Origin of the sequence: Mucilaginibacter inviolabilis, from assembly GCF_011089895.1 — a bacterium.
GTDB lineage: Bacteria > Bacteroidota > Bacteroidia > Sphingobacteriales > Sphingobacteriaceae > Mucilaginibacter > Mucilaginibacter inviolabilis.
In genome coordinates this window covers 402,067-422,398 of record NZ_JAANAT010000001.1, presented here as the reverse complement: position 1 = coordinate 422,398, position 20,332 = coordinate 402,067, and the positions used below count along the sequence as shown (strand labels likewise).

Genomic DNA, 20,332 nt, shown 5'->3' with positions numbered 1-20,332 from the left:
ATTAATAAATATTTCCAATACCATACTATATGGATACGCTACACCAATCATTTACGGTAAAATTTAGTTACAACGTTTTTTTCACATCGGCGCTTTTTGATCCTAATAATAAGCTCATCAATGATTTTCTAACCGGTAGCAATATCTCTACTTCCATAAAAAAAATTCTTTTCGTAATTGACAATGGTGTAGCAAATGCTCATCCTACTTTGGTTGGCCAGATAAAAGATTATTTTATTCAACATAATCAAACGAAGTTAATACAGGATATATTGATTATTCCGGGTGGTGAAGTGGTAAAGAATGATACCCGGTATTTGGATCAGGTTCTGGAGGCCATAAACATCCACGGGATAGACCGGCATTCCTTTGTGGCAGCCATTGGCGGAGGCGCTATGCTTGATATGGTTGGCTATGCTGCAACCATTAGTCATAGAGGTGTTAAACATATTCGGATACCCACTACGGTTTTATCTCAAAATGATTCAGGTATAGGCGTTAAAAATGGTATCAATTATTTTAATAAGAAAAACTTCCTGGGTACATTCTCTCCTCCTGTAGCAGTTTTTAATGATGACTTGTTTTTAGAAACGCTATCTGATCGGGATTGGCGGTCGGGTATAGCTGAAGCCATTAAAGTTGCGTTAATCAAAGACCAAGAGTTTTTTATCTGGCTGGAAGAAAACGCCGACTTACTGGCACAGCGGGATAAAGCTGCCATGAACTACCAGATATGGCAATGCGCCAAATTACACCTGGAGCATATCCGTAGTGCCGATCCTTTTGAAAGTGGCTCTTCACGTCCACTTGATTTTGGGCATTGGAGTGCGCACAAATTAGAATATCTCACCAATTTTGAGGTCAGGCATGGTGAGGCCGTTGCCATGGGAATAGCTTTAGATACTGTATACTCCAATTTATCGGGCCGTTTATCAACTGAGGAATCAAACAGAGTATTAAACCTGATCCAAAAACTGGGATTTGTGCTTACACATCCTCTGCTACAAGTTAAGCAGGATGATAGTCCCATATTATTAGGCTTACAAGAGTTTCGCGAACATCTGGGCGGCCAATTAACCATCACCCTGCTGACAGCTATAGGCAAAGGCGAAGAAGTCCATGAAATTGACGCTGCGCTTGTTAAAAAAGCTGGTGAAATTTTGCAGGAGCCCAGTCAGCAAGCAATGCATAATAATCTTTCATCCTCGATCTTATGAAAATCAATTCAGGTCACTTAACTTTCTGCACAAATATTTTTGCAGGCGAAAGCTGGGCTGCACATTTTGCTATTTTAAAAGAAAGCTTCCCTCCGATTAAAAAAGACCTTTCGCCCCATGAGCCTATGGGAATAGGGTTACGTCTTTCTAACCAGGCTAGTATAGAAATATTGGAGGATGATCATCTCCCTGAATTTAAACAATGGCTGCAAGCGGTTGGTGGATATGTTTTTACCATGAATGGCTTTCCATACGGTGGCTTTCATCATACCAGAGTTAAAGATCAGGTACACGCTCCCGATTGGACTACGAAGGAACGCACAGCTTATACCATCCGATTATTTAACATACTGGCGGTGCTGTTACCCGAGGGAATGGAGGGTGGCATTTCAACTTCACCTTTAAGTTATAAGCCTTGGTTTACAAATGCCGAAGAAAGTGAACAGGCTAAAAATGTAGCGACTAAAAATATCCTTTCCGTAGTCGAAGCGTTACATTACATCTATGAATCTACCGGTATTTTGTTACACCTCGATATTGAGCCTGAACCGGATGGTTTTCTGGAATCGGGACCGGAATTTATCAATTGGTTTGAAAACGATCTGCTCACGCAGAGTAAAATCTACTGTTCAGAAAAATTAGGTATAACGCCAGATGAAGCAGAGCAATTACTGAAAAGGCACGTTTGTTTGTGTTACGATGTCTGTCACTTTGCTATTGGCTATGAGCCGCATACAACCATCATTGAACAGCTCAGGACGAAAGGCATTAAAGTTGGCAAAATTCAAATTAGCGCGGCATTAAAAGCTCAACTTCCTGTATTGCTTGACGAAAGGCTAAAAGTAACCAATGAACTTTCAAAATTTGATGAACCAACCTACCTTCATCAGGTTATCGCTAAACGTACTGATGGTTCGCTGATGCGTTTTCCTGATCTTTCAGAGGCATTGGCAGATAAACATAACCCGGATATTACGGAATGGCGGGCGCATTTTCATGTCCCGATCTTTGTGGAAGATATGGGCCTGGTTAAATCTACCCAAACAGATATTACAGAAGTACTTTCGCTTCAAAAGAACAATCCTTTCACCAACCACCTGGAAGTAGAAACCTATACCTGGGGTGTTTTACCTTCCTCATTAAAAATGCCGCTAAATGAATCAATTACCAGGGAGCTAAACTGGGTAAAAACAAAATTATCATCATCATAAAACAGATGCCATGAATAAAACAGTAGTGATTGATATTGTAGGATTATCATCTTCGGTTATAGGACAACATACACCCTTTCTGCAACAATACATCGCCCAAAGGCATTTAAGCACTATTGAGCCATTGTTGCCTGCAGTTACCACTTCGGTACAGTCAACTTATTTAACGGGTAAATTCCCTTCAGATACGGGCATTGTGGGCAATGGCTGGTATGATCATGCCGATAGCGAGGTGAAATTCTGGAAACAATCAAACAAGCTTGTTCAGGGCGAAAAAATTTGGGATAAGGCCAAAAAAGAAGACCCATCTTTTACCTGTGCCAATATGTTTTGGTGGTATAATATGTATTCATCGGCCGATTATTCCGTAACTCCCCGTCCGAATTATTTGGCAGACGGACGTAAACTGCCCGACTGCTACTCCCATCCAGCCGAATTACGCGATCATTTACAAAATAAACTGGGGCAATTCCCCTTATTCCAGTTTTGGGGGCCCGGCGCTAATATTAAATCGACACAATGGATAGCAGATGCGGCTATGGAGAATGAAGCGTTGCATAACCCTACTCTTACCCTGATCTATCTCCCCCACCTTGATTACTGCCTCCAAAAATTCGGGCCCGATCTGGCCAAAATTGGTAAAGAGCTGCAAGCGATTGACGCTGTAGTTGAACAATTGGTGACTTTTTACCAAAACAAGGGAGCACGTATCATACTGCTTTCCGAATATGGTATTGCTCCAGTAAATAATCCGATACACCTTAATCGCATATTGCGGAACGAAGGTCTTTTACAGATCAGGACAGAACGCGGATTGGAGTTATTGGATGCCGGTGCATCAAAAGCATTTGCCGTCGCCGACCATCAGGTAGCCCATATTTATATCAATGATAAAACAGTAACAGAACAGGTAAAAACATTATTGCAAGGTATTCCCGGTGTAGAATTGGTACTTGACAAAGCAGAACAGGCTAAACACCATATTCAGCATGAGCGCTCAGGCGACCTGGTACTGATGGCGGCCGAGAACAGCTGGTTCACCTATTATTTTTGGCTCGATGATGCTAAAGCACCCGATTATGCCCGTGTAGTTGATATCCACAAAAAACCCGGCTATGATCCGGTGGAGATGTTTATGACCTCCAAATTAAGGGCAGGCTACAAGCTTTTAAGAAAAAAAGCAGGCTTGAGATACGTAATGGATGTTATACCACTTGATGCTACTTTAATAAAAGGATCGCATGGGCGAATTGGTGTTCCCGAAGCTTATAAACCTATTATCGTTACGGATGAGAAAAATGATATCAAAAACATCAATGCTACTGATGTCTTTGATATCATTTGGCAGCATTTGTATTAATCAGGATGTTATTTTCTGATTAATGCAGATGATTAGATTAGTTAGCCGTACCTGCGTCTCTCTTTGTTTCCAGCGCTGTACGCACACTGGCTGATAAATTGGAGAACAAAGTATAGCCAGTAGCGTTTTCAATATCTTTTACAGTAGTAATATACTGCGTCCAATCAGAGCTGATCGAATTGATATTTGGCGTATTTACGGCTATCACACGGGTATCAGCAGTAATACGACTCAGGTCATTATTTCCGTTGGGAATAACCACAATCACTTTCCATATATTAGAAGGTACAACCACATGTCCATTATCAACAGTAATGGCAGAACCACTGGAACCCGTACCGCCTGAACCATAGCTACCCATTACAACATAGATTTCACTACCGGCAGTTACCAGTGACCGGCCATAAGCTTCCAGATTGGCCCAGGTGTGCTCATTATTATTGGGGGCCTGCGGAATCATATTATCCATTAAAAAAGTAGATTGGTTAGCCGCAGTAGTAGAGCTTCGATCGGCGCTGGGACAGTTATGACCACGGTCAAAGCCCGAACCGGAATAACTGGTATTAGATACTTCATACCAGCCGGCGGGTAAATTGGTATCTGCACGAAAATCATTAGAGCGATCGACAGAACCTAAGGATGTACTGCCTACGTACCAGCTTACCCAATTAGGTACACCTTTATCACGATTGTAGCTTTCGGTATAATAAGTTTGATCGATCAGGTAGTTATTTGGATTAGCCGTACTGTTAGTAGCACCGGTTGGGTTACCCAATAAGAGGTTGGTATTATCAGCGGTAGAACTTCCCGTTCCTCCCCCGGTGCCACCGCCACCTGAACCTGAGTCGAAGCTATTGATAATAAAATCATCAATGTTAATGCGGTTAGCACCACCAGAAGTTTTTCTCACTTGAAAGCGTAAAGAACCGGATTGGTTAACGTTAAAAGTAGCTGTATTTAAAGTAGTGCTGGAAACGGTTATTTCAATTCCTCCTACTTGTGTATAACTGCTTCCCCCGTCTGAGGAAACCCATAACTGGAACGCAGAAGCCCCATCGGTACCATAAACCGCATAATTCATGGTAACGGTTGATGCTCCTGTACTCACATCAAAGTTCATACTTAGAGTGCCCGTGTTACGGATACGAACAGACTTGCTGCCATTTTTCTGATCGGAGGCACTGGTTCCGATCAAGGCGTCGTTAAGATTCCAGGAACCACTATTCAACACAACGTCTGCCGCCGCATACGCTGTCTTTGATCCGGATTCAAAATCTTCATCAAAAGTTTGTACCACCGCCTGAGTTTTAGCTTTGTTGGTACTGATCGCCGTAGGATCTGTTGAAATTGGGGTTACTAATGATTTCTGGCAGGATACCAATAATAACGAGGAGATAAGGAAAATGAATGAGGTTCTTTTTAATTGCATGATATTTTATTTAGTCAATAATGCAATAAATTTAAGTTAGGTAATATTAGCCCCTCATTAAATGATTGTTCTTTAATTATTAAGAAAACTGAGAAATATCTCAATAAACCACCTTTAATTCAATTCGATAGGTGCTCCCGGTGTCATGAGCAGTTATCAATTAATGTTTAGCCAGTAAAATTTATACAAAAACATGGTTTACACTTTTTGAGGGAAATAAAGCATAAATAATTGACTATCAATAATTTAATCACATGTTAACCCTAAAAAGTGTAAACCATGTAAACCCACTTTTTTGTCGATTGAATACTGATGACAGCATTTTTAGCGGTAATAAAAAAGCCACCCCTTTTAAAGAAATGGCTTTTGGTATTACTATAAAAATATAGTTATTGTTTCCGTCTTTTCCGTTCTTTTACAATAAGGCTAAGCTCGCGGCTCATTTGGCCCGCTATAGCCGTATTCTCTTGTGCCCGTCTGAATAAATACGGCAATACAGCTTTAATTGGGCCGTATGGAACATATTTAGCAACGTTGTATTGAGCATCGGCCAGGTTAAAGCTCAGGTTATCGCTCATCCCTAACAGCTGCGAAAAATATACGTGCGGATGTTTATGATCAATTCCTTTGGCATCCAAAAGCTCGGCCAGTAAACGGCAACTTTCTTCATTATGCGTACCGGCGATAAATGCTATTTTATTGATGTTGGTGGTACAGTAGTCTAAAGCGGAATCATAATCCAGGTCAGTAGATTTTTTATCTGGTTGTATTGGTGAAGGATACCCATTTTCATCAGCACGTTTGCGTTCTTTTTCCATATAGGCGCCACGCACAATTTTAGCTCCCAAAATAAAGCCCTCACTAACGGCAATTTCATGATCATTCAGTATAGATGCCAGCTTATCATGGCGGTACATCTGATAGGTGTTATAAACTATGGCCGTTTTGGTATTAAAGCGGCTCATCATGGTCAGCGCCAAAAGATCAATGGTTTCCTGTATCCAGCTCTCTTCGGCATCAATCATTACCGGTACATTATTGGTATAAGCTTTATCGCATATGGCCAATACCCGGTTTTGTACTCGCTGCCACTCTTTTTCTTCTTCAGCGTTAAGAGCCAATTTAGCATCCAATTTTTCCAGTAACGCAAAACGGCCTACACCGGTTACCTTAAAAACGGTAAGTGGTATAGCCTTGTCTGAAGTTGCGCGCTCAATAGTACGGATGATCTCATTGCGCGTGCTGTCAAAAACGGCTTCGTCATCTTCTCCTTCTATGGAGTAATCTAATATGGTGCCTACTCCACCACTGTGCAAATTTTTAATGGTATTATTACACTCGTTAATGGTTTCGCCACCGCAAAAATGTTTAAATATAGTGGCCTTGATCAAGCTTTTAATAGGTAAACCAATTTTAATAGCAAAGTTGGTTACCGGAGGGCCTATTTTTACTAAAAAGTTAATATTGATTATCCTGAATAACCAGTATGCCCGGTTAAGATCAGCATTAGATGAGTGACGGAAAGCGATTTCTGTATTTTCAAAAGAGGGCTTAACCTGTTGAGTTTTATTGTTCGTTTGGTTAGAAAGCATTTGCAAAATTATAAAATGATATCTCATTATTCCATGAATAGTTTATTTTTGCCGCTCCATGACAGAATTTAAATTAACAGGCGATTATATTCCCATGATACAACTGCTAAAAGCTACCCACCTGGTATCAACCGGCGGGGAGGCACAAATAGTTGTAAGTGAGGGAGAAGTAAAATATAATGGTGAGGTTGATTACCGAAAACGCCTTAAAGTTAAACGCGGAGATACTGTTGAATTTAGGGGAAATAAAATCCTGGTGATATGATAATGGATACTATTCAAAGCGACAATTACCCTATATATTTTAATAATAGCGTTGACGAACTGGTCAATTTTGTAAAAAAAGGAGCCTATTCCAAATTCTTTATTTTAACTGACGAGAACACTGGTGTTCATTGTTTGCCACTTGTAAAAAATAAATTGGACGAGCTGGGTGATTATGACCTTATCGAGATAAACGCCGGCGAAGAAAGCAAGGACATTGATTTTTGCATCGGCGTATGGAAAATGCTGATAGATTTTGGCGCCGACCGTAAAAGTTTGATGATAAACCTGGGTGGTGGCGTTGTGACCGACTTGGGAGGCTTTGCAGCTTCGACATTTAAAAGAGGGATTGATTTTGTACATGTACCTACTACCCTGCTATCACAGGTAGATGCTTCCGTAGGTGGCAAAACAGGTATCGATATTGATAGCATCAAAAACATCGTAGGTACGTTTACACAGCCAAAGGCTGTATTTATTGAGTATAACTTTTTAAAAACCCTTCCACCAAGACAAATACTTTCGGGCCTTGCTGAGATGCTTAAACACGGACTGATAGCTGATGCGGCTTATTGGGAAGAGCTTAAATCAAGTGATTTAAAAGAGCCATCGGTTCAGCTGGTTTATCGTTCTGTAGAAATAAAAAATGTGATCACTATCGAAGATCCTACAGAAAAAGGTATCCGCAAAGCTTTAAATTTTGGTCACACTATTGGTCATGCCGTTGAAACCAATTCATTGATCAATGATGCAGACCCATTATCACATGGCGAAGCTATCGCTATCGGCATGATCTGCGAATCATATCTCGCCCATAAAAAAACCGGCTTAAGCTCAACTGAGTTAAGTGAGATAACCAGCGTTTTCGGTTCCCTTTATCCAAGATATACGATCAAGGAGGATAGCTTTGATACTTTATTTGCTATCATGCAAAAGGACAAAAAGAACCAGGATAATAAAATAAATTGCACACTGCTGAATAAAATCGGGGAATGCAATATTGATAATATCTGCACAGAAGCCGAACTTCGTGAAAGTTTAATGTATTACATTAATTTGTAAAATGTCTGAGTTAGATCCCCGGAATAAGGCCGCGCTGGTACTGATGGGCTTGCTGGTTGTATTAACCCTTGTTGAAATGGGCTTAAGCTACTGGGAAAATCGTAAGTACTATGAAAAACGCGATACCTTTAATAATATTTATCTTACATCGCTAGCGGTAGTTACCAATCTTATAGTTAAAGCCAGTACTTTTTTTATGCTGAGTTTTGCCTATCAGTTCAGGCTTTTTCAAATACATAACGTCTATTTGTATTGGTTTGTGCTGGTTATAGTACAGGACTTTTTATACTGGGTGTTACACTACACGGGGCATTATTGCAGGCTCTTTTGGGCAATGCATGTAACACATCATTCTTCTGAGCATTTTAATTTAACCACAGGTTTCCGGTCAACAGTTTTCGAACCGTTTTACCGAACGTTTTTTTATCTGCCGCTGGCATTGATGGGGTTTACCGCCATTGATATCTTGTATGCCTACCTCATTACCCAACTTTACGGTAATATAGTACATACGCAGTATAAAGTATCGTTGCCTAAATGGTATGGGTGGCTATTTGTAACGCCGGCACACCATCGGGTACATCATGCCTCGAACATCCCCTATCTGGATAAAAATATGGGGATGGTACTCATTATATGGGACAGGCTTTTTGGCACCTTCAGAGATGAGGATCTGCCGGAGCCGGTTAAATACGGCCTCACCAAACAACCCGAAGATATGGGGCCGGTGAATATTATCTTTCATGAGTGGAAAGCGTTGATCCATGATGTTAAAATTGCGCCCGGTTTTAAAAACAAGCTAGGATATCTATTAAACCCGCCAGGATGGAGCCATGATGGTAGTTCACAAACTGCCCGTGTACTGCAAAGGGAATACGAAATACAACATATTACCCATGCAGATGAGCAAAAACATTCTGCCTGATTTTTAGAACAAGCTCTTCAGTTTTCGGATATTACATTAAGATATCAACAAGCCTGTTTTTTTTTAAATTAAAAGATCATGCAGATAATTATATTGTACCCGTTGATTTTAAAACCAAAAAATATATTCAAACAACTGTAAAATCAATTTAAACAGAATAAAATTTGTTTCAATCCAACTATTTTACAAAAAATAAAATTTTCTATTGACAAAAACATTTTTTACCGTACATTTACAACGTAATAAAAAACAAATGAAATTTACAAGCGCATATTACTTCGGTTACTACTTTTACTTTAACAGTGAGAGCCGGGACTAATATGTACTTAACACACACATAAAGAACTTAAAAAGTCCCGGCACAAAATGCCGGGACTTTTTGCTTTAACGAGGTTTATGAAGATAGAAAGACCAAGAGTTGCAATCCAGGGAATAAGAGCTTCTTTTCACGAAGAAGCTGCTTTACGATATTTTGGAGAAAATGCTCAAACCATTGAATGCAACTCATTTAAGCAAACTTTTGAGACCCTAAAAAACAGGGAGGCAGATTATGTGGTAATGGCCATTGAAAACAGCATTGCCGGGAGTATATTGCCAAATTATACCCTATTGCTTGATTATGGTTTCCCGGTAGTGGGCGAAATCTATCTGCCCATTCAATTACATTTAATGGCACTACCAGGCGTAAAGTTTGAGGATATCAAATATGTGACCTCCCATCCTATCGCTTTACGCCAGTGTGTTGATTTTTTTGATGAATACCCACATCTTAAAATTGTAGAAAGTAATGATACCGCGGCTTGCGCCAAACGCATCAGAGAAGAACAATTAACGGATACTGTTGCTATAGCGAACGCACTTGCTGCTAAACTTTATGGACTTGATGTACTGGAGCGCCGGATAGAATCAAACAAAAAGAACTTTACCCGTTTCCTGATCCTTACCCACCACGATAACGTGGAAAAAAAGATCTCTAATAAAGCCTCACTTTGTTTTCAGGTTAGCAATAAAGTGGGAGCATTAGCTAAAGTGCTTAATATTTTTGCCGAAGAGGGTGTAAATATGAGCAAGATACAATCCATGCCTATTTTAGGTAAACGGAATGAATATAATTTTTACGTAGATATTGAATGGGATGAACCCAAACAATACGATGTATCTATAAGACAAATACTTAAATACACGCATAATTTTAACATACTTGGTGAATATGAAAGACATGACGATGAATTAACAACAACTCCTAAACCTCAAAAAAATGACCGGATAAGAAAGTATATCAATATCCGCAGAAATGTCTAAGACCCGTAATTAATAACTGAAGATTTAAACAAAATATAAAAACACACCGGTAAAAAACTAAAACGCCGGACAAATAACAAAAAACAATGAAACTGAATTTAAACATACAGCCGCTTCATACCTGGATCAAAACCGGAAAAGAACCATTGGTAATTGCAGGCCCGTGCAGCGCCGAAACCGAAGATCAATTAGTGGCTACTGCTCATTTATTAGCTCAAACAGGTCGCATCTCTGCGTTGCGTGCAGGTATCTGGAAACCACGTACCCGTCCGGGTGAGTTTGAAGGTATCGGTAGCATAGGTTTGGAATGGCTTAAACGCGCCAAAGAAGAAACCGGATTACCTACTGCTGTTGAAGTGGCTACCGCTAAACACGTAGAGGAAGCTTTAAAAGCAGGTGTTGATATTTTATGGGTAGGCGCACGTTCAACCGTTAACCCTTTCACCGTGCAGGAAATTGCTGATGCTCTACAAGGGGTTGACGTACCAGTAATGGTTAAAAACCCGGTTAACCCTGATCTTTCTTTATGGATTGGTGCTTTGGAGCGTATCAATAATGCAGGTATTACTAAACTGGCCGCTATTCATCGTGGATTCTCGTCTTACGAAAAATCAGCTTTCCGTAATGAGCCAATGTGGGATATCGCTATCCAGTTAAAAACATTAGCACCAGAATTGCCTTTAATTAATGATCCAAGCCATATTTCAGGCAACCGCGACCTGATCGGTTACATTTCTCAAAAAGCATTAGACCTGGATATGCAAGGCTTAATGATCGAGTCGCACATTGATCCAAGCGTTGCCTGGACAGATGCCAAACAACAGGTTACTCCTGCTGCATTAGCTGACATTATTGATCACCTGGCTTTACGTAAACCAGAGATCCGCAGTGCCGAACTAAACGACAAACTTGCTGAACTACGTACCCAGATTGACAAAATTGACGACCTGGTTATCCAGAAAATTGCTGAGCGTATGCAAATTGCTGAGAAGATCGGTAACTACAAAAAAGATAACAATATTACCATTTTACAGGTGGGCCGTTGGGATGAGATTGTTCAAAAACGCACCAACTACGCAAAAGCATTAAAGTTAAGTCCGGAATTTACTGAGAAGTTATTGGAGCTTTTACACAGTGAGTCAATCCGCAGACAAACCGAGATCATGAATAAAAATGAAGCGGGGCAAGCAGCAGAAAAACTTTCCCACGCTTAATATAGTATACTGATGCAAAACGTCATCCTGAAAAAAAGTAATAAGCAAATAAGCGGCACGGTAAATCTCACCGGTTCAAAAAGTGAGTGTAACCGTGCACTGGTGATCGAAGCTTTAAGCAATGGTAAGGTTAAGGTTGAGAACGTATCTGATGCCGCTGATGCAGTATTGCTGGCGGGTATTTTGAGAAAGAATCAAGAGTCAAGAGTCAAGAATCAAGAAATTCTTGCAGGTGGAGAACCGCTCACCACTCACTACTCACCACTCACTACTGTCGACATCGGCCCTGCTGGTACTGCTATGCGTTTTTTAACCGCTTATTTTGCCATACAGGATAATGAAGTCATATTAACTGGCAGCCAAAGGATGAAGGAAAGACCAATAGGTATATTGGTTGATGCGCTGAGAGAGTTAGGTGCCCATATTGATTACGAAGAAAAAGAGGGATATCCTCCAATAAAACTAAAAGGCAGTTTCGGGCAGCTAACTAGTAAGATCAGTATTAAAGGTAACATCAGCAGTCAGTATATTACTGCTTTGTTGCTCATCGCTGCACGGCTGCCTTTTGGTTTGGAACTCCACATTGAAGGTGAGTTAACCTCGCGCCCATATGTAGAAATGACGCTTGCCATGCTGGAAACCGCAGGTATAAAACACCAATGGCAAGATAACGTCATTGCTATAACCAATCAGGAATTTACCACTACCTCTATACATGTGGAACCCGATTGGAGTGCGGCCTCATACTGGTATGCGATAGCGGCACTTGCCGATCAGGCAGAGCTATTTTTGACTGGCTTGACCCCATACAGCTTACAGGGTGACAGTGTGATCACCGAGATTATGGCTAACTTTGGTATCACTTCTCAATTCAGGGATGGTGGTGTTCAGTTAACCAAAGAGAACAAACCTTTTAATCATAAGGTATTCGATCTGAAAGAATGCCCCGATCTGGCACAAACCATTGTTGTGGTGTGCGCAGCTTTAGGACATGAAGCAGCTTTTACAGGTCTGGAAACTTTAAAAATTAAAGAAACCGACCGTATTTTAGCTTTGCAGACCGAGCTGGCCAAAATGGGTGTAAAACTCATCGAAAATAACGAGGTATATCAACTGAATTGCAGCGGTAAGTTTATTCCGGAGCGTATGTTTATCAATACCTATCACGATCACCGTATGGCAATGGCATTTGCACCACTTGCTTTGGTCATTCCAGAACTGGAATTTGAGAACGGGCCGGTAGTTGATAAATCATATCCTGCTTTCTGGACCGACCTGGCCAAACTTGGCTTTGAAGTTCAGGAAATAGAAGCTTAATTTAGAGACTAAAATATAATCATCACTCGTCATTGCGAGGTACGAAGCAATCCCCAAATCACACAGAGGATCTGTATAGCTTAGAGATTGCTTCGTACCTCGCAATGACGGTTTAAACATCACACATCTAAAACAATGGCAGGCAACTCATTCGGGCAAATATTCAGGATAACTACCTTTGGCGAATCGCATGGCGAAGCAATTGGGGTAATTATTGATGGATGCCCTGCGCAATTACCAGTCGATCTGGATTATATTCAGGGCGAACTGGATAAACGCAAACCCGGTCAGTCAAAAATAACTACGCAGCGTAAAGAAAGCGATACCGTAAAAATCCTGTCAGGTGTATTTGAAGGTAAAACCACAGGTACGCCAATAGCTATGCTGATCCCTAACGAAGATCAACGCTCCAAAGATTACAGCCATAACGTGGATGTGTTTCGTCCTTCCCATGCCGATTATACTTACCAAACCAAATATGGTATCCGTGATCACCGTGGTGGAGGCCGGTCATCTGCCCGCGAAACCGCTGCACGTGTTGCTGCAGGCGCTTTGGCCAAACTTCTATTAAAAAGTCAGGGTATCGAGATAGCGGCCCATGTAAGCAGTGTAGGTACTATCAATGCGCCTAATGTAAGCATAGACAGCGTACAGGAGTTTATCGACGAACGCGAAAAGAACATTGTGCGTTGCGCTGATCCGGCAACTGCCGAGGAAATGATCACTTTTATTGACAGTGTGCGTAAAGACGGCGATACTGTTGGCGGTAAGATCAGCTGTCATATAAAAAACTGCCCTGTAGGCCTTGGCGAACCAGTATTTGACAAGCTTCACGCCGATCTGGGTAAAGCTATGCTGAGCATTAACGCAGTGCATGGCTTCGAATTCGGCTCGGGCTTTGCCGGCAGCGAAATGCGCGGATCAGAACATAATGACATCTTTGTAAAATCGCATTTAGGCGATATCAGCACCATTACCAATTTTTCTGGTGGTATTCAGGGCGGTATCAGCAATGGCATGCCTATTGAGTTCAAGATTGCCTTTAAACCCGTGGCTACTATCATGAAAAACCAAGCCACTATTGACAGCGAGGGTAATGCTGCCGAAATATCGGGCAAAGGTCGTCATGATCCTTGCGTCGTCCCTCGCGCTGTACCTATTGTTGAAGCCATGGCCGCACTGGTACTGGCCGATCATTGGCTCCGGAACCGAAATTCTATTTTAAGCTGAAAGCCTAAGGCACAAAGCCTAAAGCCCATTAAATAGTTCAAAAGCCCGAAGCTCATAAAAAAGCTTTGGGCTTTTAGCTTTAAGCCTTAAGCCCAATCTATATCTTTGTAAACCTATGTTAACCTCTGTCATCCAATTATACAAACAAGCCTATAGCGGACTATCAAAAAACAGCTGGTACCTAAGCATTGTGATGCTCATTAACCGCAGCGGCACTATGGTAGTACCCTTTATGAGCATATACACCATTCAGCAATTGCATTTTACCATTGTGCAATCAGGTTGGGTGATGGCATTTTTTGGTATTGGGGCCATATCCGGAGCATTCATTGGCGGCAGATTAACCGATAAAATAGGCTTTTACGATATTCAAGTTGGTGCGCTGTTTATTGGAGGCATATTGTTCCTGGTATTGGGTTATCAGCATACTTTTTTGAGCGTGAGCATCGGCACTTTTGTACTGAGCATTTGCAACGAATCATTTCGCCCGGCTAACTCCACAGCCATAGCGCATTACAGCAACGACGAGAACAAGACCCGCTCCTACTCACTCAATCGCTTGGCCACCAACCTAGGCTGGGCTTTTGGCGGCGGATTGGGCGGTTTTCTGGCCTCATTCAACTACCATTTACTTTTTTGGGTTGATGGTTGTACCAATATTTTTGCCGCGCTTCTGCTACTGAAACTGATGCCACGGGCCACGATCAGAAAGACGGTTAAAGATCTGGCCGATAAAGCCGTAGCATCAACCTCTGCCTATAAAGATGGTATCTACCTGGTATTTATCCTGTTGAGCACTTTGTTTGCCACCTGCTTTTTTCAGTTCTTTATTATGCAACCGGTGTTTTACAATATCCAGTGGCATTTCAATGAGCGCTTTATAGGCTTTCTACTGGCACTGAATGGCATCCTTATCGTATTGGTAGAAATGATACTGATCCATAAGCTGGAGGGCAAAAGAAACCCGCTTACGTATATCTGCACAGGTATTATTATAGCAGGCGCCAGCTTTGCAATGTTAAATTTACTGCCACACGCCGCATGGGTAGCTATATTGGTGGTAGCGATGATTACCCTTGGCGAAATCATGAGCATGCCTTTCATGAACGCCTACTGGATAAATCGAACCACTAATGGTAATCGCGGCGAATATGCCGCATTGTACAGTATGTCATGGTCGGCGGCGCAGGTCATAGCTCCCGCGGTTGGCAGTCAAATCATTGCTCATGGTGGTTTTTCGACGTTATGGTGGATACTAGCTTCAGTATGCCTGGTATCCTCAAGTGGCTTTTTTGTGCTGAAAAAGTTGAGTCCGCACACCAAACCAATTATTATTAAACAGGCCGACTAAAGGCTATTTCTCAATACTTTAACCGTAACCAAAAGCTGACCTAAATGCCTCATGGTATGTTCGGCAGAATGTACATACAAGCCTATTACGGTTGATGGTAATTGCGCCCGGCCTACCCCACGGAACTGCTTTAAGGTCTGTTCATCGGTTGCTAGCAACTGGGCAATGGCTTTACTAACCTCCTTATCAAATCGCTGAACCAAACCAGCGGTGGTTATATTTTCAGTTGCATTCCCTTCAGCCGACAGGTAATCCAGTTGTTCTGCTGTAAGCATTTCGCCTCTGGCATAGGTAAAAAGACGGTTTAGTACACCGGTTAAGTGCTGCAGATGAAAGCCGGGAGATGCCATACCTGCTACCTTTTGCCATAGCAGCCGATCCGGGAAATCGGCCATCAGTTCCTGTAGCTCTTCCCGGGCTTGTAGCAAGGCGTGGGCTACGGGCTGGAGAAGACCCGGCACATCATCCCAAGGTCCGCGAAGCCAGACTTCTGTTTTGCTTTTTGCTGTCATCGTTTTTAAAAATTGGTTCGATTTTATATCTCAAAAAACTTTTTAAACCTTTAATTTTAACACTTTTTTAGTCAAAAACAGGGTAAAAACGGTTGGTTTTTATGCTGTTTAACTAAATTTTAACGCCATTTTAACACTTTTTAACAATTTTTTGATGGGTTTTGAAAGCTTTAAAAAGCATTAAATAACTGACATTCAAATAACTAAATAAAAAATAGTCTGTTTTGGGGCTCTTTTTTCCTTAACTAAACAGCCCGGTTTCCTATTGAAAAGAAAACCGGGCTGGTACGTATACAAATATACGAATTTAAGTCGATAGTCTTATCTCACATCCCCATAACGCAGTTCCATGGGTATTATGCCGCCATTGCCATTTTCAGGCGCGTAAAGAATATCGAGCGATGGTTGCTTGCCTTGTTTCTCCAGGTATTCAACCTTAATGCTGTAAAACCCTTTTTGTAAGGGTAGCAGGTACGATTTAATACCTGCCGTTTGCTGGGTAAGTATCAACTGGTTATTGATGTACATCCTGGACTCACAATCGCCGCGCAATCCAAAAATGTAATAGCCTGTTTGTGCTATTTCCAATTGCCCGCTAAACACACAGGCGAAATTTTGCTGTTTTGGCAACTTGCTCAGCTCGAAGTCTTTACCCGCCCAGCCTTTTTTTAGCGGCTTTAACTTTTTAAAGTCGGGCAGGGTGTTCCAGTTACCCTCGTAATAAGCGTAATTCCAGCCGCCGGGGCTGAAGTTTTTGAGCTTAGGGCTTGCGGGCAGGGCATCACCTATGATAAAATTAGCACTCCCCTGCTGTTCATATCCCGGGCGATAGGTAAGTTCTTTAAAGTTTAATTGTGTAATATTATTAAGCGTCAAATCATTACCATTCATTTTAGGCGATGCCATAGTAGGCACGCTGCCATCGGTGGTGTAATGCAGCTCTTTCACAAAATCACCCTGGAAACGCATCTTAAAAGGCTTGTCTCTCATCAGTACGCCGCCCTCGGGATAAAAATTCAAACCCTCTTTGCTGTACCCATGGTAAGTTAATTTTAACCCATCATACACCGTACGAAAAATCATACTGTTATGTGTTTCATCATTATACAGCAATCGTTTATAATGAAACCCAACAGAAGCCGCCTTTTGCAGTATCGAATCCATGATATTTATCCGCTGCTCGCGGGCCGGCTCTCCCTCGCGCCCGGTGATTAGCAAAGTGGTGTTGTTTAAGTCGATCTTACTTATACTATCGCGTACCAGTTTGGGCAGATAATCCTTATCCCACCAAAAACTTGGATCAGCCAGCAAATACGATTGAAACAGCTGGGGCTCTTTCATTAGCATATACATGCCAAACAGGCCGCCATATGAACCGCCATGATAAGTATTCATGCCGGTAGTACGGTATTTTTTGTTAATGTAAGGCATCAACTCCGTTTTTATAAAGGCAATGTAATTGGCCGCCCCGCCCGATTGCGGATCACCGTCGGCCCGGGTAGGTGTAAGATCGCGCCCGCGCATATTTTGGCCTTGCAGCATGGTATTAGGCAAGCTAACCATAATATTGGCCGGTATAAACTGGATCTCTAAAAAGCGCTCAATATTGCCTACTATCTGTGTATTCCATTCACCATCGGTAATATAAATAACATCGTATTTGGCGGCGGCGGTACCACTGTAACCCTCTGGCAGTACAATCTCTATCGATCGTTTTTCTCTGAGTATGTTGGAGTAAATACTATCGCGAATAATATTCAGCGGCTTGCGTTGCGCCAAAGTGCTGCCTGCTAAACAAATCAGCAGAACAGTAAACAAAGTGATAGGTTTTTTCATATGGATATTATAAAGGCCAGCATTTTGGATGGCAATTAAAATTAAGACTACACCCCGATAAAAAACGTTACAGCCAACACACCGTTTAACTTATGGCGTGTTTTAATCTATCGTCTGATTATCGCCACAGGCAGAAACAAGGTAGTGCAGTGACACCCGTTTGCTTCAACAGAAGGGATAACAGGGTAGATATGATGCATTATTCCCCCTGGTTAAAATATTCAATTATAAAAAAATACTTATATTAGTATTACATAATAACCTGATAAATAAACAGAAATAGATAATATTTTTTGTTTACAGATCATACATCGCAATCTACATCATCAAGCAAACCAATTATATTATATATTATTTAACCAATGAAAAAATCAAATTTAACTTCGGCATTTGGAAGATTGCTCAATCGAGACCAGATGAAAAATGTAAAGGGAGGCGCAAGAACCCAACCCTACTGTCAGCGCACCCTCTGTGAAGGTACCGACAATCAAGGTAACTATTCTTCCGGCTCGTGCAATCTTTATTGTACCTGTATTTCGTATAATGAAAACCACCAGGTTATTGTCCTGAACTCATCTGATTGCGGGGCATAAATAGTGGCCACTCTATTGGAGTCATTATCACTATATAAAAACCTGCTTATTACTGCGGAGGTACAAAATTTGCATCTCTGCAGTAATTTAAACTACGGTAGTTATTATAACCTTATCTTAAACCTTTCCACTCCCAACTTAGAACTTTAATACCATATCTTTGTATGGAAATATAGAAACGGCTGGCTAAAATGCTACAGCTTATGATTTATAAATAAGCACGCGTCTCCTGTTCACCGGCCGTTTTGATACAAAACAGCGGTTTTAAAAAATAATCGTTGCCATTTTACTTTGTGGTATGGCTATTGCTAACGCAAGGGTAATTAACTGTACGTTTATCATGACTTTTACCTTCACAAAAAAGACCTCCGTTTACCTGCTGATATTGGGTCTTTTTGTATCCATGCTTGCTTTTCAAAGCTGCAAGAAAAAACATTCGGCCATAGCCGACCGACTTTTTAAAGTAACCCAGAATAAAATATATGAAGACGTTGACCCTGATACACTGGCCGCTGCGTTGAAAAAAGAGATTGAAAGTCAAAAATCACAAATAGCAAACGAAGAGGTGATTGAGGCTTTTGTAAAGGGGAACGGTTATCAGCCTGTTTTAGTGATGGATCATTTTTTTAACGGCGATCTGGATATACTGCCCGATTATTTTGACAAGATCACCGAGCATGGGCTTAGCAAAAAACCATATCATATTGCAGCTATCAGAGCTCTTGTTGCCAAATTTCATGACAAAAATGGCATTATGTCAACCGATGAAGCCTATCATGAACTTGCCCGGTTGGAATTGCTTACCGCAAGTTCGCTGATCAAATATTCTAACGCGCTGCAATATGGGGTTGTGAATCCCCGGAAAATATTTTCCCGGTATTTTACCGCTACCAAACGCCCTGATAGCACCAGCATGAAAAATGTGTTACTGGTAAAAGACCTGAAAACTTACCTGGATAGCATTCAGCCGGCCGACCCACAGTACAAAGCCCTGCAAAAGGCATTTCTGAATAATACTGTGATAGATGGCTTATCTGCCGAGGAATCCAAACGGTATTTTTTGGTGAACATGGAACGCCTGCGCTGGAAAAATAAGCCAACCGAACAAAAATATGTCATAGTAAATATCCCCGATTTTAAGCTGGACGTGATGGAGGGTGGCAAATCTGTTTTAAACATGAAGGTTTGTGTGGGCCAGGGACGTAACATGGACGGCAGAGCCAGCCTGATATCTTATGCCGATAGTGACCGGTATGATAAACCTTTCCCACGCGAAACACCACAGTTGAGCAGCGTGATCCATAGCGTTGAGGTTAACCCTACCTGGAATATCCCGAGGAGCATAGCCACCAAAGAGATCATTATTGAGGCTGCCGAAGATCCTTACTATTTATCAAACAAGAACATAGACGTTTACAAAGACGGGATAAAAATTGAAGATCCGGAATCGATAGACTGGTCGACCGTGACTGCCGATAACCTGCAATATGATTTTAAACAACGCCCGGGGGAAGACAATTCATTAGGGAAAATAAAGTTCCTGTTTAAAAATAAAAGCAGCGTGTACCTGCATGATACACCGGCAAAATCGGCTTTCAGAAAAGCGATGCGCGCTGTAAGCCACGGCTGTGTACGCCTGGGCGATCCTCAGGGACTTGCTAAAAACCTTTTTGGCGAGGGGGAAAATTACGATACGATTGCCAAGGATATGAGCGAGGATAACCCAGAACCCACCAATATTGGCTTGCCTAAAAAAACCCCGATTTACATTACCTATGTTACCTGCTGGGCGGATGACACCGGCGCATTACAATATCGCCAGGATGTGTACGGACTGGATATTGTATTGTACGATCATTTAAAACCTTTGATGGGTGTTAATTAGTATCAAGTAGTTAGTATCAAGTATCACGACAA

16 protein-coding genes are annotated in these 20,332 nt (G+C 41.5%); 12 read left to right on the top strand and 4 right to left on the bottom strand.

Going from position 1 to position 20,332, the window contains the following annotated elements; all coding sequences use genetic code 11:
- Positions 1-29: 29 nt before the first annotated feature.
- The 3 genes from G7092_RS01575 to G7092_RS01565 are packed head-to-tail and all read left to right on the top strand — an operon-like array spanning position 30 to position 3,788.
- Complete coding sequence (locus G7092_RS01575) at positions 30-1,217, top strand: 3-dehydroquinate synthase (RefSeq protein ID WP_166085526.1); 1,188 nt, start codon at positions 30-32, stop codon at positions 1,215-1,217.
- A complete protein-coding gene (eboE, locus tag G7092_RS01570) occupies positions 1,214-2,428 on the top strand; it encodes a metabolite traffic protein EboE (protein ID WP_166085524.1) in 1,215 nt (404 codons plus the stop codon). Before G7092_RS01575 ends, eboE begins: the two co-directional genes overlap by 4 nt.
- A 10-nt stretch (positions 2,429-2,438) precedes the next feature.
- A complete protein-coding gene (locus G7092_RS01565; RefSeq protein WP_166085522.1) occupies positions 2,439-3,788 on the top strand; it encodes an alkaline phosphatase family protein in 1,350 nt (449 codons plus the stop codon).
- 37 nt (positions 3,789-3,825) lie between these two features.
- Here the strand turns inward: G7092_RS01565 and G7092_RS01560 are convergent, their stop codons facing one another.
- Together G7092_RS01560 and G7092_RS01555 are read right to left on the bottom strand one after the other, a co-directional pair.
- Positions 3,826-5,217 carry a DNA/RNA non-specific endonuclease gene (locus G7092_RS01560; RefSeq protein WP_166085520.1) on the bottom strand — a complete coding sequence of 464 codons (1,392 nt, stop codon included), beginning with the start codon at positions 5,215-5,217 and terminating at the stop codon, positions 3,826-3,828.
- A 389-nt stretch (positions 5,218-5,606) separates the two neighbouring features.
- The gene (locus G7092_RS01555) at positions 5,607-6,809 is read right to left on the bottom strand and encodes a proline dehydrogenase family protein (protein WP_166085518.1); all 1,203 of its coding nucleotides are present in this window, start codon (positions 6,807-6,809) and stop codon (positions 5,607-5,609) included.
- A gap of 58 nt (positions 6,810-6,867) precedes the next feature.
- Between G7092_RS01555 and G7092_RS01550 the strand changes: the two genes are divergently transcribed.
- From G7092_RS01550 to G7092_RS01515, 8 genes are all read left to right on the top strand, one after another.
- Positions 6,868-7,074 carry an RNA-binding S4 domain-containing protein gene (locus G7092_RS01550; RefSeq protein ID WP_166085516.1) on the top strand — a complete coding sequence of 69 codons (207 nt, stop codon included), beginning with the start codon at positions 6,868-6,870 and terminating at the stop codon, positions 7,072-7,074.
- A 2-nt stretch (positions 7,075-7,076) separates the two neighbouring features.
- Positions 7,077-8,135: a 3-dehydroquinate synthase gene (gene aroB / locus G7092_RS01545; protein WP_166085514.1), complete on the top strand. Its 1,059-nt coding sequence runs from the start codon at positions 7,077-7,079 to the stop codon at positions 8,133-8,135.
- Position 8,136: 1 nt separating this feature from the next.
- Positions 8,137-9,060 (top strand): sterol desaturase family protein, encoded by a 924-nt coding sequence (locus G7092_RS01540; RefSeq protein WP_166085512.1) that lies wholly within the window; start codon positions 8,137-8,139, stop codon positions 9,058-9,060.
- Between the two features lie 396 nt (positions 9,061-9,456).
- Complete coding sequence (locus G7092_RS01535) at positions 9,457-10,362, top strand: prephenate dehydratase (protein WP_166085510.1); 906 nt, start codon at positions 9,457-9,459, stop codon at positions 10,360-10,362.
- A gap of 86 nt (positions 10,363-10,448) precedes the next feature.
- Complete coding sequence (locus G7092_RS01530) at positions 10,449-11,576, top strand: chorismate mutase (RefSeq protein ID WP_166085508.1); 1,128 nt, start codon at positions 10,449-10,451, stop codon at positions 11,574-11,576.
- 12 nt (positions 11,577-11,588) lie between these two features.
- On the top strand, positions 11,589-12,893 hold the full coding sequence (gene aroA / locus G7092_RS01525) for a 3-phosphoshikimate 1-carboxyvinyltransferase (protein ID WP_166085506.1): 1,305 nt from the start codon (positions 11,589-11,591) through the stop codon (positions 12,891-12,893).
- A 135-nt stretch (positions 12,894-13,028) separates the two neighbouring features.
- A complete protein-coding gene (aroC, locus tag G7092_RS01520; RefSeq protein WP_166085504.1) occupies positions 13,029-14,123 on the top strand; it encodes a chorismate synthase in 1,095 nt (364 codons plus the stop codon).
- Positions 14,124-14,238: 115 nt separating this feature from the next.
- A complete protein-coding gene (locus tag G7092_RS01515) occupies positions 14,239-15,474 on the top strand; it encodes an MFS transporter (RefSeq protein ID WP_166085502.1) in 1,236 nt (411 codons plus the stop codon).
- Here G7092_RS01515 and G7092_RS01510 read toward each other — a convergent pair.
- Together G7092_RS01510 and G7092_RS01505 are read right to left on the bottom strand one after the other, a co-directional pair.
- The gene (locus G7092_RS01510) at positions 15,471-15,986 is read right to left on the bottom strand and encodes a DinB family protein (protein ID WP_166085500.1); all 516 of its coding nucleotides are present in this window, start codon (positions 15,984-15,986) and stop codon (positions 15,471-15,473) included. The genes G7092_RS01515 and G7092_RS01510 overlap by 4 nt on opposite strands.
- A gap of 321 nt (positions 15,987-16,307) precedes the next feature.
- Positions 16,308-17,822 carry an alpha/beta hydrolase-fold protein gene (locus tag G7092_RS01505; RefSeq protein ID WP_166085498.1) on the bottom strand — a complete coding sequence of 505 codons (1,515 nt, stop codon included), beginning with the start codon at positions 17,820-17,822 and terminating at the stop codon, positions 16,308-16,310.
- Between the two features lie 933 nt (positions 17,823-18,755).
- Between G7092_RS01505 and G7092_RS01500 the strand changes: the two genes are divergently transcribed.
- Positions 18,756-20,300: a L,D-transpeptidase family protein gene (locus G7092_RS01500; RefSeq protein WP_235953756.1), complete on the top strand. Its 1,545-nt coding sequence runs from the start codon at positions 18,756-18,758 to the stop codon at positions 20,298-20,300.
- Positions 20,301-20,332: the final 32 nt, after the last annotated feature.